We start from the raw sequence: 14,455 nt of genomic DNA on the forward strand, positions 1-14,455 counted from the left end.
CGGGCGCAGCATGTCACTTGTCCCCACGTTTCCCGGAGGTGGGTCATGATCACCAAAACACTCCTAGTCCTCACCATCGCCCTCGGCATCGTGCCGGTCGCCATGGCGCAGCAAAACCCCGCCGCAGGTACCACGGACCCGGCCAGCCAGCCGCAGGTCTCGGCGCAGAAGGACCCGTCGCAGAGTCCGCTGAAACCCGGTGACCGCAATTGCCTGCAGACCACCGGCAGCCTGATCCCGGCCAAGCAGGGCACCTGCCTGTCGGTCATGGGTCGCAGCTACAGCCAGCAGGACATCAAGAACACCGGCTCGCCGACGCTGGGGCCGGCCCTGGAGCAGCTCGACCCGAGCATCACGGTCCGCGGCCACTAGGCCACGGCGCGCTCGATGCCCGCGATGGCGGTATCGACCAGATGGTCGATCTCGCCGGTGCTCACCACGTAGGGCGGCATGAAGTAGATGATGTCGCCCAGCGGGCGCAGCAGCGCTTCGTGTTCCAGTCCGTGCAGGTACACGCGCAGCCCGCGGCGGTCCGCCGAAGGGAAGGGCGTGCGCGACGCTTTGTCCGCGACCAGTTCCACGGCGGCGATCATGCCGGTCTGGCGCACGTCCGCCACGTGGGGATGGTCGCGTAGCGGCGCGAGCCGCCGGTTCAGGTGCGCTGCCAGCGTGCGATTGCGTTCCAGCACGGGTTCGTCGCGGAAGATCCTCAACGTTTCCAGCGCCACGCGGCAGGCAAGCGGATTGCCCGTGTAGCTGTGCGAGTGCAGGAAGGCGCGCCCCGCGCTGTATTCAGCGTAGAACGCCTCGTAGACCGTGGTGGTGGTGAGCACCGCCGACAGCGGCAGGAAGCCGCCGGTGAGCCCCTTGGACAGGCACATGAAGTCGGGCGTGACCTGCGCCTGCTCACACGCGAACAACGTGCCCGTGCGGCCAAAGCCCACGGCAATTTCATCAGCGATGAAGTGCACGTTGTAGCTGTCGCACAGGCGGCGCAGGCCAGCCAGGTAATCGGGGTGGTACATGCGCATGCCGCCGGCGCACTGCACCAGTGGCTCCACGATCACCGCGCACACTTCGTGCGCATGCGCTTCCAGTAATTGCCGCAGCTCTTCGAGCCGGCGTTGCGCGACCTCGGCCGGGCCTTCACCGGGCAGTGCGTCATAGGTATCTGCCGAGGGTGCCAGGATCGGCGTGAGCAACAGGGGCGCATACGTCTTGCGATAAAGCGCCACGTCGCTGACCGAGAGCGCACCCAGCGTTTCGCCGTGGTAACTGCCGGTCAGCGCGATGAAACGCGTCTTTTCGCCGTGCCCCTGGTTCAGCCAGTAGTGGAAGCTCATTTTCAGCGCCACTTCAATGGCCGCCGAGCCGTTGTCTGCATAGAACACACGGTCGAGCCCCGGCGGCGTCACGCGCACCAGCTCTTCGGCCAGCGCCACCGCAGGCTCGTGCGTGAAGCCGGCGAAGATCACGTGTTCCAACGTCTGAGCCTGTTCGGCCAGCGCCCCGGCCAGGCGTGGATTGGCGTGGCCGAACAGGTTGGTCCACCAGGAGCTGATGCCGTCGAGATAACGGCGGCCGCTGGTATCGATCAGCCACGCGCCTTCGCCCCGGGCGATCGGGATCATGGGCACGGTGCGGTGATCGTGCATCTGCGTGCAGGGATGCCACAGCAGGCTCAGGTCGCGACGCACCAGTGCGTCGCCAGCAGGAAGGGTGTTCATCGGGCTATGATCGGCGTTTCACCTATGCGCGCTCAAGTCTCGCATTCCGTCAGGGAGTCGATTTGAAGGTCTGGCGTACTGCCCTCATCAGCCTTGTGATCGTGCTGCTGGCTGCGCTTGCGCTGCTGTGGTTCCTGCCGGCGCGCTGCGCGCTGCCGTGGATGCAGGCGCGCCTGAGCGGCGTGCAGTTGCAGGAGGTCAGCGGCCTCCTCTGGGACGGCCAGGCCGGGCGCGTGGTCACTACCAAAGGCGAAAACCTGGGCGTGCTGCAATGGCGGTTGTCCCGCCTGGCCGTGCTGGGCGACAACCGGTTACATGTGGAACTGCATGGCCCGCGCGTCGATTTCGTGGGCAGCATGACGGGCAAGCAGGCTGCCGAGGCCACCTGGACGGACGTCCAAATGCGTCTTGACCTCGACGTACTTGGCACCGGTCCGCTTGTGCTCGGCACGTGGCCACGCGGCACGCTGCAGGTGTCCGCAGGCAGGATCGAACTGCGTGGCGGCTGGCCCTGGTCGCTCGATACACGCGTGCAATGGCGCAATGCCGTGCTGCGGGCGCCCCGTCAGGCGGATCTGCCGCTGGGTAACCTGCACGCTGACCTGCACGCCGTGAATGGCGTGATCGAGGGGCATCTGCAGGACGATGGTGACGGACCGCTGCGCGTGGATGGCCGGCTGCAGCTCAGTCCGCTGGCGCGCCGTTTCACCGCGGTGGCAGGTGCCAGGGGGCACCATCCGGAGCTGCAGCGCTGGCTGGCCAGCTTCGGCACCACCGATGCCGACGGCACCACGCACATCAACTACAGTGGCGGTCTTGCCGCTGCCATCCATGGGGAGAAACGATGAGCGAACTGGATTTGTCCAAGGCACTGGACGCCGCTCGCGAGGCCGCCGAGGCCGCCGGTGTGGTGCTCCGGCACTACTGGCGCAAGGGCGTGGCGGTAGAACTCAAGAGTGACGATACGCCGGTAACCGCAGCCGATCGCGAAGCCGAACTCACCATCCGGGAAATCCTGCAGAAGGCCCTGCCGCAGGCATCGATCTACGGCGAGGAGTTCGGTCGCGACGACAACAATCACGATCTGTTGTGGCTGGTGGATCCGCTGGACGGCACCAAGAGTTTCGTGCGTCGCACGCCGTTCTTCTCCACGCAGATCGCACTCATGCATCGCGGCGAACTGGTGCTGGGTGTATCGAGCGCGCCCGTCTACGGCGAAACCATGTGGGCCAGCCAGGGCGGCGGCGCGTGGTTCGACGGCGACCCCGCCCGCGTGGCCGATACGCGCGAGATGGCCAAGGCCTCCCTTTCCACCGGCAACGTGAAGACGCTGACGCGCGATGCGCGCTGGAATGCACTGGGCGCGATGATCCGCGACAGCAACCGCATCCGTGGCTACGGCGATTTCTGCCATTACCACCTGCTCGCGCGCGGCAGCCTGGATCTGGTCATCGAGTCTGACGTGAACATCCTGGACGTGGCCGCGCTGGCGGTGATCGTGCGCGAGGCGGGCGGCGTCTTCACCGATCTGGACGGCCAAGCACCCACGCTCGACACCACCAGCGTGCTCGCGGGAACGCCCGCCATCCATGCGTTGGCGCTTGAACGATTCGCCACCGCCCGCTGAGGAACCGTCATGGACGACCTGATCCCCATTTATTCGGTGCTTCTCGGGACCGCGCCGATGTTCGTCGCCTGCATCGTCGGCATGGCGATGGCCGGCGTGTACTGGTCCCGGGCGCGCAAGCCAGCTGTGCTGGTGCTGGTGGCGTGCACGCTGCAGATCCTGCTCATCATTGCGCAGTCGGTGATGAGCGGCTGGTGCCTGCCGCATCTGATGCATGAGGGGACCTTTTCCACCACCCAGGTGTTCATCACGGCCTGGGCCGTGGTCAGTAGCCTGCTCCATGCCATCGCCCTCGGACTGATGATCTGGGCGGCGTTCAGTGGCCGGCGCCAGGCCGCGCCGACGCTCCGCTGACCCGCGCGCTACAATCGAACGATGCCAAAGCCACCGATCATCCATGCCACCCGGGACGTGCACGACAGTAGCTTCCTGCGCGTCGAGCAACTCGACCTCGAATTCTCCAATGGAGAACGCCGCACGTACGAGCGCCTGAAGGGCAGCGGATTGGGCGCCGTGATCATCGTGCCGATGATCGATGACGAGACCGTGCTGCTGGTGCGCGAATACGGTGCCGGCGTGGGTCGCTACGAGCTGAGCCTGCCCAAGGGGCGCCTGGATCGCGACGAGACGGTGGAGCAGGGCGCCGACCGCGAGCTCAAGGAAGAGGTCGGCTACGGCGCGCGCAAGCTCAAGATCCTGCACAACCTGTCGTTGTCGCCCTCGTACATGACGCACATGGCGCATGTCGTGCTAGCGCAGGACCTGTATCCGGAACGCCTGGAAGGCGACGAGCCCGAGGAACTTGAAGTCGTTCCCTGGAAGCTGGCTGACCTGCACACGCTGGTGGCCCGCGATGATGTCACCGAAGGCCGTTCCATCGCCGCCCTTTTCATGGCACGCGAATATCTCGCCGGCCGCTTTTTCCCGACATGACCAACGCACCTTTTTCCCCGTTGCTGCAACACGTCGCCGCTATTGCCCGCGACGCCGGCGATGCCATCCTGGTGGTGTACGCCGAAGATTTCGAAGTGGAGCGCAAGCAGGATCACTCGCCGGTCACCGCGGCCGATCTTGCCGCGCAGCGCGTGATCACTGCCGGGCTCGCCGCGCTGGACGAGGTGCTTCCCGTCATTTCCGAAGAAGCGCGCGCCGCACCGTGGTCGCAGCGCCAACAGTGGCAGCGCTACTGGCTGGTCGATCCGCTGGACGGCACGCGCGAGTTCATCAAGCGCAATGGCGAGTTCACCGTCAATATCGCCTTGATCGAGAACCACCAGCCCGTGCTTGGCGTGGTGCTGGCTCCGGTGACGGGCGAGCTCTATGTGGCGGCGCGCGGCGAGGGCGCGTGGCTGCAGCGAGGTGTGGGCGCTGCATGGGAGCGTATCTCCACGCGTGGGCTGGCTGAGCCGGCCACCGTGGCGGGCAGTCGCTCGCATGGCGGATCGGGCACGGCCCTGCTGCAGCAGCTGATCGGCGACGACTACGCATCGATGCCGCTGGGCTCGTCGCTCAAGTTCTGCCTGGTGGCGCGTGGCGATGCGGACGTCTATCTGCGTCGCGGCGCCACCAGCGAGTGGGATACCGCCGCTGCCCAGAGCGTGCTGGAAGAAGCCGGCGGCGCCGTGCTCGACCTCGCTGGCATACCCTTGCACTACAACCGTGGCGACTCGCTGCTCAATCCGGAGTTCCTCGCCGTGGGCGACGTGTCCATCGACTGGAAGGCCCGCCTGCAGGCGGCCGACCTGGACGCTTCATGAGCGATTCCCCGCGGCACGGCATGGATGAGCTGCTTGCCATCATGGCGCGCCTGCGCGACCCGCAGCATGGCTGTCCCTGGGACGTGCAGCAGGATTTCTCCACCATCGCCCCGTACACCATCGAAGAGGCGTACGAGGTGGCCGATGCCATCGATCGCAAGGACTGGCACGACCTGCGCGATGAGCTGGGCGACCTGCTGCTGCAGGTGGTGTTCCACGCGCAGATGGCCAGGGAAGCCGGGCTGTTCGAATTTGCCGACGTAGCGCACGCCATCAGCGACAAGATGCTGCGCCGCCATCCGCACGTGTTTGGTGAAGAGCGCTACGACGATCTCGATGCGCAGAAACAGGGCTGGGAAGACATCAAGGCCGCCGAACGGGCAGCGAAGGGCGAGCAGCACGATGACAGTGCGCTGGCCGGCGTGTCGCGCGGTCTGCCCGAATGGAAGCGTGCGCTGAAGCTGCAGGAACGTGCCGCCAAGGTGGGGTTTGACTGGCCGGACGAGCAGCCTGTGCTGGACAAGCTGCTGGAAGAAGCCGCTGAAGTGCGCGCCGAGTTTGCCCATGGCCGCGACAAGCAGCGCTTGCAGGACGAGATTGGCGACGTGCTGTTTGTGGTGGTCAATCTGGCGCGCCATGCCGGCGTGGATTTCTCGCAGGCGCTACGCCATGCGAATGCCAAGTTCGAACGTCGTTTCCGCGCCATGGAAACGATGGCGCGGGCCGATGGCACGCCACTGGCCGAGCGCGATCTCGCCGCGCAGGAAGCCCTGTGGCAACAGGCCAAGCAGCTGGATGATCCGGCTGCCTGAGGCTTCATCGCCCTGGAAAAAAAGGAGGCACGGGCTCTGGGGTTCCCGTGCCTCAGGGCAAGGCGCTGCCGGGCGGCAGTGCCGTTGTTGTTGTTATCCGTTATGACTGGGGCGACGGCTTGCCCTGATTGCGGCGCTGTTCCCAGTCGGCGCGCATCTTCTCGAACTCTGCGCGCTTCTTTGCTTCGTTGGTGAGGTTCTCGTCGAGGCTCTTGCGCAGGGTGGCGATGGCCTGGTCGGTATTGGCCGGCGCGGACTGCACGCGTGCCAGCTGGTGATACACGTAGGTACGCACGCGCGGATCCTGCGACTTGGACAGCACGTCGTTGTAGAGCGCTGTCAAATCCTTGGTGCGGCCGCTGTCGCGATACAGGCGTTCGAGCGCGTTGAGGTCGCCGATGACCGGGGACCCCGGGCCGTCACCGCCAGGGCGGCCAAAGCCGGGACGACCGAAACCCGGGCCAGGGCCGAAACCCGGGCCACGGCCAGGGCCCGGGCCTGCGAAATCGGGGCCGCCTACCATGTCATCAGGCATGTCATCGCGGGCCATCGGACCGGGCTTGCCGGGAGCAGGCTTGGCAGTAGCGGCCTTGGCCGGCGGTGCCGGCGGCGCGGCGTTCTGCGCGACGACCATCGAGGCTGCGCCGGCGATCACCAAGGTGAATACGGAGGCGAGCAGTGTCTTGCGTTGCATGGCAGTGGTTCTCCACGTCGGTTCGTGAATTCTCAAACGCTGTTTGCGGGCATGCGTTGACGCGGGGAGCGTATAAACCTTTTCGCGTGCGGCGCCATCCAAGCCTTGTCCCGTTCACTGAGGAGCTATCCATGCGTCGTCTAATCCTTGCCGTTCTGCTGCTTGCCCCGCTTGCTTCCCAGGCCGACGAGTGTCCGTTCCAGGCCCCGCGCAATCTCACGCTGGATCTCAATGGCGTGCGCGAGGTGCAGGTGGACCTGCACAGCCACGACCTGCATATCACCGGCAGCGATGGCGCCACGGGCGGCACGGTCACGGGGCGCGCGTGCGCTTCCGATGCCAAGTTGCTGGACGACCTCACCGTCACCCAGCGCCGCGAAGGGGATCGACTGATCGTGGAGGCGGGCGGCCACGCACGCATCAATATCTCGCTGTTTGGCCACACATCCACCAGCCTGAAGCTGGACATGAAGGTTCCCTCGCAGATTCCGGTGGTGCTCAACGTCGGTTCGGGTGATGCCTGGGTGTCCGGGCTGAAGACGCTGAGCACGCAGGTCGGCTCCGGCGACGTGCATGTGAGCAAGATCGCCGGCGAGCTTGCGCTCAGCATGGGTTCGGGCGATATCGACGCGAACGATGTGGGCAGCCTCAACGTGGGCTCGGTCGGCTCCGGCGACGTCAAGATCGACGGTGTCCGCGGCGAAGCACGCGTTGGTTCGATCGGCTCAGGCGACGTCGCCATCCACACCGTGGGCGGCAGCGTGCGCGTGGATACCATTGGCTCGGGCGACCTGGTCATCCGCGACGTGCAGGGCGACCTCACCGTGGGTGCCAAGGGCAGCGGCGACGTCAGGCACTCCGGCGTGAAGGGCAAGGTGAACGTGCCGCACGAGCACGACGACTGAAGCGGCTTGCTTCAGTCCAGCCAGCGCCACACCAGATACACCAGCGGTGCACAGACCAGCAGGAAGGGTATGGACACCTCATGCAGCAGCCGCGCACCGCGCGGCTGCTTCGCAAGGCGCAGCGCAATCAGGTTGGCCAGCGAGCCGATGGCCACGCCGAAGCCGCCGACATTCACCGCAACGGCCAGCGCCATCGGATCCGGCGCATGGCGCAACAGCAGCACCGTGGCGGGAACATTGCTGATCAGTTGCGAGGCAACAATGCCGCTGGCGTAAAGCGTGAGCGGGTTGTCGAGATTGAGGCTCTCCAGCCCGTGCTGCACCCATGCCAGTTCGGCAAAGTGGCCCAGTCCCAGAAAGATGGCGGCGAACGTCGCCAGCAGCAGCCAGTCCACGCGCTGCAGCGTGCTTCGTTCCAGCAACGCGAATGGCACGAACAGCAGCATGGCGCCGAGCACGGCGTGGTTGTGCTCCATCATTACCACCATGCTCACCAGCGCGGCTACCGAGAGGATGGCCTGTGGGATCGACACCGGGTGACCATCAATGTCCTGTGCATGCAGGATTACGCGCTCACGCGGCATCCACACCACGGTCAGCAACAGCACCAACACGAACATGGTGCCGAACGCTGGCAGCATCTTCAGCACGAACTCAAGGAAGGGCAGGTGGGTGTACTGCCACAGCAGCAGGTTTTGCGGATTGCCGATGGGGCTGAGCGTGGAGCCAGCGTTCACGGCCAGCGCCTCCAGCACCACCATACGCATCACCGGCAGGTTGGAAATGCTGCCGATGGCCAGCGTCAGCGGCACCAGCAGGAACAGGCTTACGTCGTTGGTCAGCACCATCGACAGTAACGCCGTGACGCTCACCAGCAGCGCGCCAAGCCCACGCAGCGAGTGCACACGCTCGACCAGCGCCGCCGCGGCGTGCTGCACCAGTCCACTGTCGCGGATGCCCTGGATGCAGATCATCAGGCCGAGCAGGCCGGCGAGGGTCGGCAACTGCAGCCAGCGCTGGTACGTGCCCAGCGGTTGCGGGTCGGCCAGCGCAAGCACGACGGCCAGCAGGCCGAAGCCGATCAGCAGCTTTTCGTGTGCCAGGCGTTTGATCAGCGTCTGCACTCAGCCTTCCCTGAGCAGTCGCATGGGCGAGGTGCGACTAACCCGCGCCGTACCCGCCAGCCCGAGCAACATCACCACGATGGCCGCCATCAGCGCAGCGAGCAGCAGCGCACCCAGTGGCGGCACGAAATGCTCGATGTGGAAAATCGCATGACCCAGCCACAGACCGGTGCCCGCGGCACCGAATGCGGCGGTGAGCCCGGCCACCAGTCCGAGCAGGGCGAACTCGCAGGCGGCCGCCATGCGCAGCTGCGTGCGACGAGCACCCAGCGTACGCAGCAGCGCTGCTTCATGGCGACGTTCCTGCGCGCTGGAAGCGAGCGCGGCGGCAAGCACCAGGGCACCGGCCAGCAGGCTGAAGCCGAGCACCCAGCGCACGGCACCGCTCACCTGGTTGACGATCTCGCGCACGCGGTCGAGCATGGCGTCGACGTCGATCAGGCTGAGGTTGCTGTAATCGCGCGACAGCTGTGCCAGCGATTCGGTGTGGCCACGCGGCAGGTAAAAGCTGGCGATCCACGTATGCGGCAGCGACGCGGCATGCGCAGGGTCGAATACCAGGAAGAAGTTCACGCGGAAGGACGTCCAGTCCACCTTGCGGATGCTGCCCACGCGGGCTTCGATGCTGCCTTCGCCCACGTTGAAGCGCATCATGTCACCTACTTTCAGGCCATACATGTCACGCCACATGGTGTCGATGGAAACTTCGGCCTGCGCCGGATGCTCGCCATGCCACTGCCCTGCGATCACCTCGTTGCTGGGCGGCAGGTCACCGGCCCACGACAGGCGCAGCTGGCGATCGGACCAGTCTTTCGCGCGTTCGTCCTTGAAGTGCATCTGATCGATGGGCTGGCCGTTGATGGCGGTGAGTTTGCCCACCGCCAGCGGCAGCATGTTGAGCTTGTTGCCGCCGATGCGTGCAAGCGCCTGTTCGAAACCTTCGCGCTGGTCGTCCTGCAGGTTAAGCACGAACCAGTTGGGCGTGTCAGCCGGCAGTTCGCTGCGCCAGCCTTCGAGCAAGGCGGGTGCCACGATGGCCAACAGCAACAGCGCGACCAGCCCCAGGCTGAGCGCGGTAGCCTGCAGCAGGCTCATGCCGCGTCGCCGGGCCAGTGCCGCCAGGCCAAGCCGCAGGGCAGGGTGCGCGCCGGGCGCCACGCGCCGCGCGATCCACAGCATCAGCGCGGAAAGCAGTGCAGCCACCACGGCCACGCCCACCAGGCTCACCGCCAGGATGCCCGCCAGCTTGGCTGAGCCGCTCTGGCTCCAGATCAGCAGCAGGGCCACCAGTGCCGGCACCAGATACAACGCATCGAAGCGTCGCACGCGCCGCGCCGCGCTCTCGCGGAACACGGCGACGGGCGGTACTTCCGCCAGGCGTGCCAGCGGCGGCAGGGCGAAACCGGCCAGCACGGCCAGCCCCATCACGGCGGCCGCGATCGCCGGGCCGAGTGGCAGGGTGGTGGGAATGGCGGAGAACAACTGGCTGGCGAAGCTCCAGGTGACCTGCGCCAGACCCAGCGCCACCAGGCCACCCACGAGCACCGACGGTACGGCCAGCAAGCCCAGCGTGCCGACCAGCAAACCCAGCACCTGCCGGCGCGGCGTGCCCAGTGCACGCAGCAGGGCCACCTCGTTGGTCTTGCGGCGGGCATAACGCTGGGCGGCCAGCGCAATCGCGACGCCGGCCAGCAGGGCAGACAGCAGCGCGGTGAGGCGCAGGAAGGCGCTGGCACGGTCGAACGCGCTGCGCATGCGTTCCTGCGTCTGTTCGGGCGTGATCAGCTCCGCGCCCTGCGGCAGGGCCTGCGCTTCCACCCAGGTCCGCCAGTCCTGCACGGACGACGGCTGTCCGGCGACCAGCAGGCGGTGGCGCGCGCGGCTGCCCACGCCCAGCAGGCCGGCCCGTTCCGCATCACCGATGTTCATCAGCGCGCGCGGCGCCATGGCGACCAGCTCACCACCATCAGGCAGGCGCACCAGCTCGGCGGCAATGCGCAGGTCGCGCCCACCAAGCTGGACGCTGTCGCCCACCTTCATGTTCAGCGCGACCAGCGCGCGATGGTCCAGGTACACCGTGCCGGCCGCGGGCCCATGCCCCGCCGAGGTGCTGGCAGTTCCGCCCGACAGCTCCATGGTGCCGCGCAAAGGGTACGTACTGTCGGTGGCGAGCACATCAAGCAACTGGCTCTGCTCGTGCGCGAAGGCCACGCTGGGAAAGCTGGCGCCACGGGTCACCTGCAGGCCACGGGCGCGGGCCTCGTCGGCATAGGTCGCGGGCAGTGATTGCGGCGCGCTGATGCCGATGTCACCACCGATCAGCTCCGCCGCGCTGGCCAGCACACCGCGCTCCATGCGCGCGGCCAGCGTGGCAACCACGCCGAGCGCCACCACGGCGAGTACCAGCGAGGCGCCCAGTGTGCGCAGTTCAGGCAGATGCCATTCACGGCGCAGGCTGCGCAGGGAAAGGGTGAGCAGTCTCATGCCTGCCTCCGTTTCCGTTGGCCGGCCTTCATGGCGCCACCGCTGCGGAAGCGCGCGGTGCGATGAGCACGCGGCCATTGTCCAGCGTGACCTGGCGGGCGCAACGCGCGGCCAGGCGTGGATCGTGCGTGACCAGCACCAGCGTGGTGCGATGGTTCTGGTTGAGCGAGAACAGCAGGTCGCTCACGTGTTGACCGGTGCGCTGGTCGAGGTTGCCGGTGGGTTCGTCCGCGAACAACAGGCGCGGACTGTGCACGAACGCTCGGGCAATCGCCACGCGTTGTTGTTCACCGCCGGAAAGCTGGGCCGGATAGTGTCGTCGGCGCGCACTGAGCTCCACCGCTTCCAGCGCTTCGCGGGCGCGGGTACGCGCATCGTCGCGGCCTTCCAGCTCAAGCGGCAGCATCACGTTTTCTTCTGCCGTCAGTGCGGGCAGCAGGTGGAACGACTGGAACACGAAGCCGACCAGGCGCCGACGCAGATCCGCGCGGGCTTCTTCGTCGAGACGCTCAAGTGCATGGCCATCCAGCGCGATATGGCCGCTGCTGGGCGTATCGAGCCCGGCCAACAGGCCGAGCAGGGTGGTCTTGCCCGAACCGGATGCACCGACGATGGCGAAACTTTCTCCTTCGCGCACCTGCAGCGATACGCCGGTGAGAATGTCCAGCCGGCCCTCGGGCCCCTGCACCGACTTGCTAACATCGACCGCGTCCAGAAGAACCCCTGGGGATCCGGACGGCGGATTCCCGGCCATTGCGGAGGCATTGCCACTCATGCGTCGTTTCCTTTGCTGCCTGGTCGTACTGTGGGGCGCCATCGCCGCTGCCGCGCAGGCGGCTCCGGCGAAAACCGTGCTGGTGCTGGGCGATTCGCTGTCCGCCGCGCACAACATTCCGGTCGAGGCCGGCTGGGTCCATCTGCTCGGTGACCGTCTTGCCAAGATGGAGCCGGGTTGGACGGTGGTCAATGCCAGCATCAGCGGCGAGACCTCGCTGAGCGGCCGCAACCGCCTGCCCGGGTTGCTGGAGAAGACCAAACCCGACGTGCTGGTGATCGAGCTGGGTGCCAACGACGGCCTGCGTGGCCTGCCGCTGGCGCCGCTGAAGGAGAACCTGGCGGCCATGATCGATGCCGCCCAGAAGGCGCATGCACGCGTGCTGCTGCTGGGCATCGAGCTGCCGGTCAACTACGGCCCGCAGTACCGCGATGGCCTGAGGGCGGTCTACATTGACCTGGCCAAAGCGAAGCATGTGGCCCTGGTGCCCTTTCTGCTGGACGGCGTCGCCCTGAAGCCTGAGCTGATGCAGCAGGACGGGCTGCACCCGGTGACTGCCGGCGAGCCCATGGTGCTGGACAACGTGTGGAAGGGCCTGGCGCCGCTGTTGCATTGAAGCAAGGCAAAACGGCGGTAGGGTGCGGGTATTGCTTCAATCGTGACGAAAATCACAACCGGCTGTGAACCGGGTGTCGAGGCCTTCACGTGACCCTCACGATGCCAGTCGTTAGCTGTTCACCTTTGTGAAGTCAGCTTCAGGAGGTACGGATGAGCTCGCGCGACGAACAAGCAGGACTGATCCTTCTGGTCGAGGACAATCGCCAGATCGCAGAAATGGTCGGCGAATTTCTGGAGCGCAGGGGATATTCGGTGGATTACGCCGCCGATGGGGTGAGCGGCCTGCACCTGGCCGTCTCCAACAGTTATGACGTGGTCGTGCTCGACCTGATGCTGCCGGGCATGGATGGCCTGGACGTCTGCCGCAAGCTGCGTCGCGACGCCAAGAAATCCACGCCGGTGCTCATGTTGACCGCCCGCGACACGCTGGAAGACAAGCTCGTTGGCCTTGAGGCTGGCGCCGACGATTATCTGGTGAAGCCCTTTGAAGTGCGCGAGCTGGAAGCCCGCCTGCGCGCGCTGATCCGCCGCGACCGGCGGCAGGTCTCCACCGAAATCCTCACAGTGGGCGACATGACGCTCGACACGGCCACGCTGCGACTGGTGCGTAGCGGGCAGGAGCTCACCGTGTCGCCAATTGGCCTGAAGTTGTTGGCCATCCTGATGCGCGAGTCGCCTCGCGTGGTCAGCCGCCGCGACATCGAGCGCGAGATCTGGGGCGATACGCTGCCGGACTCCGATAGGCTGCGGTCACACCTTTACAACCTTCGCCGGGTGATCGACAAACCGTTCGATCGACCGCTTCTCCACACCATCCATTCCGCCGGATATCGCCTTGCCGATCTTGAATCGGAGGTGGCCTCTGCCTCGCAGCCAGCATGATCGCGTTGGCGTGAATTGATTATGGCCAGCAGGGGTAGTGCGCAGCCCGCACGGGTGTTCCCGCGCGGGTTGTACCAACGACGCTTGGCGATCATCTTCGGCCTGCAGTTGCTGGCCATCGTGGTCGCGTGCCTGATGGGTTTCTACGGCGTGCTCCCCATCGGCGTGGCACTGGTGCTTATCGTCATCACCAGTGGACTGTCATGGCTTGCGGCGCGTCGCCTGTGGGTGCAGGTCAGCCGGCTCGCCCGGGCCGTCAGCGACTGGGACGAACAGCCCACCGGCCTGGACGGCTGGCGACCCGATCAACTGCCTCGCCGTACCGATGCGGACGTGGCCACGCTGGCTGCCAGCCTCTACGCCTTTGCCAACCGCATCGCCGGCTACAACCAGCGCGAGCGCAACTTCACGCGTGATGCCAGCCATGAGCTGCGCAGTCCGCTCACCGTCATCAAGATGTCCGCCGACATGCTGGCGGACGATCCGTCGCTCGGTGAGTTCGGTCAGCGCTCCGTACAGCGCATCAAGCGTTCCACGCGCGAGATGGAAGCGCTGGTGGAGGCTTTGCTGATCCTGGCGCGCGAATCGGACAACGGACTCACCGAAGAAGATTTCATCGTCAACGACGTGATCCGCCATGAATTGCCGGACGTGATGGAAATGCTGGAAGGGCGACCCATTACCCTGGAACTGGATGAGCCCGCGCGCTTTGCGTTGCACGGTTCGCCGCGCGTGTTCGCGGTGCTGTGCTGGCAGTTGATTCGCAATGCCTGCCAGCAGGCCGATGGCGGTACGGTGGCGGTCACCGTGATGCCGGGCATGGTCACGGTGACGCATCGCTGCGATGACTCACCCGGCCGCGCGAATCGACACGGTTTCGAGCTGGCCATCGCGCAGCGCATCAGCGAGCGTTTCCATTGGCCGCTGGAGCTGCAGACGCACGATGGGCACCGCCACATCGCGCGTATCCGTTTCCCGGAGTCGGTGCTCGTGCGGGCTTGACGCCCCTCGATGCACGGCCCTCCGGCACATGCCGGAAGGCCGCCCTAC

General features: G+C 66.2%; 16 protein-coding genes. 11 read left to right on the top strand and 5 right to left on the bottom strand.

The annotated features are described in order from the left end of the window. Nucleotides 1–45: 45 nt before the first annotated feature. Complete coding sequence (locus H8F01_RS14565) at nucleotides 46–372, top strand: hypothetical protein (RefSeq protein WP_187055809.1); 327 nt, start codon at nucleotides 46–48, stop codon at nucleotides 370–372. Here H8F01_RS14565 and H8F01_RS14570 read toward each other — a convergent pair. Continuing rightward, complete coding sequence (locus H8F01_RS14570) at nucleotides 369–1,727, bottom strand: adenosylmethionine--8-amino-7-oxononanoate transaminase (protein ID WP_187055810.1); 1,359 nt, start codon at nucleotides 1,725–1,727, stop codon at nucleotides 369–371. The two genes, H8F01_RS14565 and H8F01_RS14570, sit on opposite strands and share 4 nt — an antisense overlap. 62 nt (nucleotides 1,728–1,789) lie before the next feature. Between H8F01_RS14570 and gspN the strand changes: the two genes are divergently transcribed. From gspN to mazG, 6 genes are read left to right on the top strand one after another with little or no spacing between them, the layout of a single operon-like run. Beyond that, entirely contained in the window at nucleotides 1,790–2,575 is a 786-nt protein-coding gene (gene gspN / locus H8F01_RS14575; protein WP_187055811.1) for a type II secretion system protein N, read from the top strand. Continuing rightward, nucleotides 2,572–3,354 (top strand): inositol monophosphatase family protein, encoded by a 783-nt coding sequence (locus tag H8F01_RS14580; protein WP_187055812.1) that lies wholly within the window; start codon nucleotides 2,572–2,574, stop codon nucleotides 3,352–3,354. Before gspN ends, H8F01_RS14580 begins: the two co-directional genes overlap by 4 nt. A gap of 9 nt (nucleotides 3,355–3,363) precedes the next feature. Then, on the top strand, nucleotides 3,364–3,708 hold the full coding sequence (locus H8F01_RS14585) for a hypothetical protein (protein ID WP_187055813.1): 345 nt from the start codon (nucleotides 3,364–3,366) through the stop codon (nucleotides 3,706–3,708). A gap of 21 nt (nucleotides 3,709–3,729) precedes the next feature. Continuing rightward, nucleotides 3,730–4,287: an ADP compounds hydrolase NudE gene (gene nudE, locus H8F01_RS14590; protein ID WP_187055814.1), complete on the top strand. Its 558-nt coding sequence runs from the start codon at nucleotides 3,730–3,732 to the stop codon at nucleotides 4,285–4,287. Then, entirely contained in the window at nucleotides 4,284–5,111 is an 828-nt protein-coding gene (gene cysQ / locus H8F01_RS14595) for a 3'(2'),5'-bisphosphate nucleotidase CysQ (RefSeq protein WP_187055815.1), read from the top strand. The genes nudE and cysQ overlap by 4 nt, the downstream gene beginning before the upstream one ends. After that, nucleotides 5,108–5,923: a nucleoside triphosphate pyrophosphohydrolase gene (gene mazG / locus H8F01_RS14600; protein ID WP_187055816.1), complete on the top strand. Its 816-nt coding sequence runs from the start codon at nucleotides 5,108–5,110 to the stop codon at nucleotides 5,921–5,923. The genes cysQ and mazG overlap by 4 nt, the downstream gene beginning before the upstream one ends. A 100-nt stretch (nucleotides 5,924–6,023) precedes the next feature. Here mazG and H8F01_RS14605 read toward each other — a convergent pair whose 3' ends face one another. Next, the gene (locus H8F01_RS14605) at nucleotides 6,024–6,617 is read right to left on the bottom strand and encodes a hypothetical protein (protein WP_187055817.1); all 594 of its coding nucleotides are present in this window, start codon (nucleotides 6,615–6,617) and stop codon (nucleotides 6,024–6,026) included. A gap of 131 nt (nucleotides 6,618–6,748) precedes the next feature. On the opposite strand from H8F01_RS14605, the gene H8F01_RS14610 reads away from it, so the two are divergent. Further along, nucleotides 6,749–7,522 carry a DUF4097 family beta strand repeat-containing protein gene (locus tag H8F01_RS14610; RefSeq protein WP_187055818.1) on the top strand — a complete coding sequence of 258 codons (774 nt, stop codon included), beginning with the start codon at nucleotides 6,749–6,751 and terminating at the stop codon, nucleotides 7,520–7,522. 11 nt (nucleotides 7,523–7,533) lie between these two features. On the opposite strand, the gene H8F01_RS14615 is transcribed toward H8F01_RS14610, so the two are convergent. Genes H8F01_RS14615 through H8F01_RS14625 form a run of 3 tightly spaced genes read right to left on the bottom strand, consistent with a single transcriptional unit; the run spans nucleotide 7,534 to nucleotide 11,905 of the window. After that, nucleotides 7,534–8,646: an SLC13 family permease gene (locus H8F01_RS14615; protein WP_187055819.1), complete on the bottom strand. Its 1,113-nt coding sequence runs from the start codon at nucleotides 8,644–8,646 to the stop codon at nucleotides 7,534–7,536. Further along, entirely contained in the window at nucleotides 8,647–11,130 is a 2,484-nt protein-coding gene (locus H8F01_RS14620) for an ABC transporter permease (RefSeq protein ID WP_187055820.1), read from the bottom strand. Nucleotides 11,131–11,158: 28 nt separating this feature from the next. Continuing rightward, on the bottom strand, nucleotides 11,159–11,905 hold the full coding sequence (locus tag H8F01_RS14625; RefSeq protein ID WP_238480996.1) for an ABC transporter ATP-binding protein: 747 nt from the start codon (nucleotides 11,903–11,905) through the stop codon (nucleotides 11,159–11,161). Between H8F01_RS14625 and H8F01_RS14630 the strand changes: the two genes are divergently transcribed. From H8F01_RS14630 to H8F01_RS14640, 3 genes are all read left to right on the top strand, one after another. Continuing rightward, nucleotides 11,904–12,521, top strand: a complete 618-nt coding sequence (locus H8F01_RS14630) for an arylesterase (protein WP_187055821.1) — start codon at nucleotides 11,904–11,906, stop codon at nucleotides 12,519–12,521. The two genes, H8F01_RS14625 and H8F01_RS14630, sit on opposite strands and share 2 nt — an antisense overlap. A 152-nt stretch (nucleotides 12,522–12,673) precedes the next feature. Further along, nucleotides 12,674–13,405: a response regulator transcription factor gene (locus H8F01_RS14635; RefSeq protein ID WP_187055822.1), complete on the top strand. Its 732-nt coding sequence runs from the start codon at nucleotides 12,674–12,676 to the stop codon at nucleotides 13,403–13,405. 21 nt (nucleotides 13,406–13,426) lie between these two features. Beyond that, nucleotides 13,427–14,407, top strand: a complete 981-nt coding sequence (locus tag H8F01_RS14640; RefSeq protein ID WP_187055823.1) for a sensor histidine kinase — start codon at nucleotides 13,427–13,429, stop codon at nucleotides 14,405–14,407. Nucleotides 14,408–14,455 lie beyond the last annotated feature (48 nt).

It is taken from the genome of Dyella telluris, from assembly GCF_014297575.1.
GTDB classification, from domain to species: Bacteria; Pseudomonadota; Gammaproteobacteria; order Xanthomonadales; family Rhodanobacteraceae; genus Dyella; species Dyella telluris.

Coding starts and splice junctions, on each gene's coding strand:
- H8F01_RS14565 (WP_187055809.1), top strand. CDS start 46: ATGATCACCAAAACACTCCTAGTCCTCACCATCGCCCTCGGCATCGTG.
- H8F01_RS14570 (WP_187055810.1), bottom strand. CDS start 1,727: ATGAACACCCTTCCTGCTGGCGACGCACTGGTGCGTCGCGACCTGAGC.
- H8F01_RS14580 (WP_187055812.1), top strand. CDS start 2,572: ATGAGCGAACTGGATTTGTCCAAGGCACTGGACGCCGCTCGCGAGGCC.
- H8F01_RS14585 (WP_187055813.1), top strand. CDS start 3,364: ATGGACGACCTGATCCCCATTTATTCGGTGCTTCTCGGGACCGCGCCG.
- nudE (WP_187055814.1), top strand. CDS start 3,730: ATGCCAAAGCCACCGATCATCCATGCCACCCGGGACGTGCACGACAGT.
- cysQ (WP_187055815.1), top strand. CDS start 4,284: ATGACCAACGCACCTTTTTCCCCGTTGCTGCAACACGTCGCCGCTATT.
- mazG (WP_187055816.1), top strand. CDS start 5,108: ATGAGCGATTCCCCGCGGCACGGCATGGATGAGCTGCTTGCCATCATG.
- H8F01_RS14605 (WP_187055817.1), bottom strand. CDS start 6,617: ATGCAACGCAAGACACTGCTCGCCTCCGTATTCACCTTGGTGATCGCC.
- H8F01_RS14610 (WP_187055818.1), top strand. CDS start 6,749: ATGCGTCGTCTAATCCTTGCCGTTCTGCTGCTTGCCCCGCTTGCTTCC.
- H8F01_RS14620 (WP_187055820.1), bottom strand. CDS start 11,130: ATGAGACTGCTCACCCTTTCCCTGCGCAGCCTGCGCCGTGAATGGCAT.
- H8F01_RS14630 (WP_187055821.1), top strand. CDS start 11,904: ATGCGTCGTTTCCTTTGCTGCCTGGTCGTACTGTGGGGCGCCATCGCC.
- H8F01_RS14625 (WP_238480996.1), bottom strand. CDS start 11,905: ATGAGTGGCAATGCCTCCGCAATGGCCGGGAATCCGCCGTCCGGATCC.
- H8F01_RS14635 (WP_187055822.1), top strand. CDS start 12,674: ATGAGCTCGCGCGACGAACAAGCAGGACTGATCCTTCTGGTCGAGGAC.
- H8F01_RS14640 (WP_187055823.1), top strand. CDS start 13,427: ATGGCCAGCAGGGGTAGTGCGCAGCCCGCACGGGTGTTCCCGCGCGGG.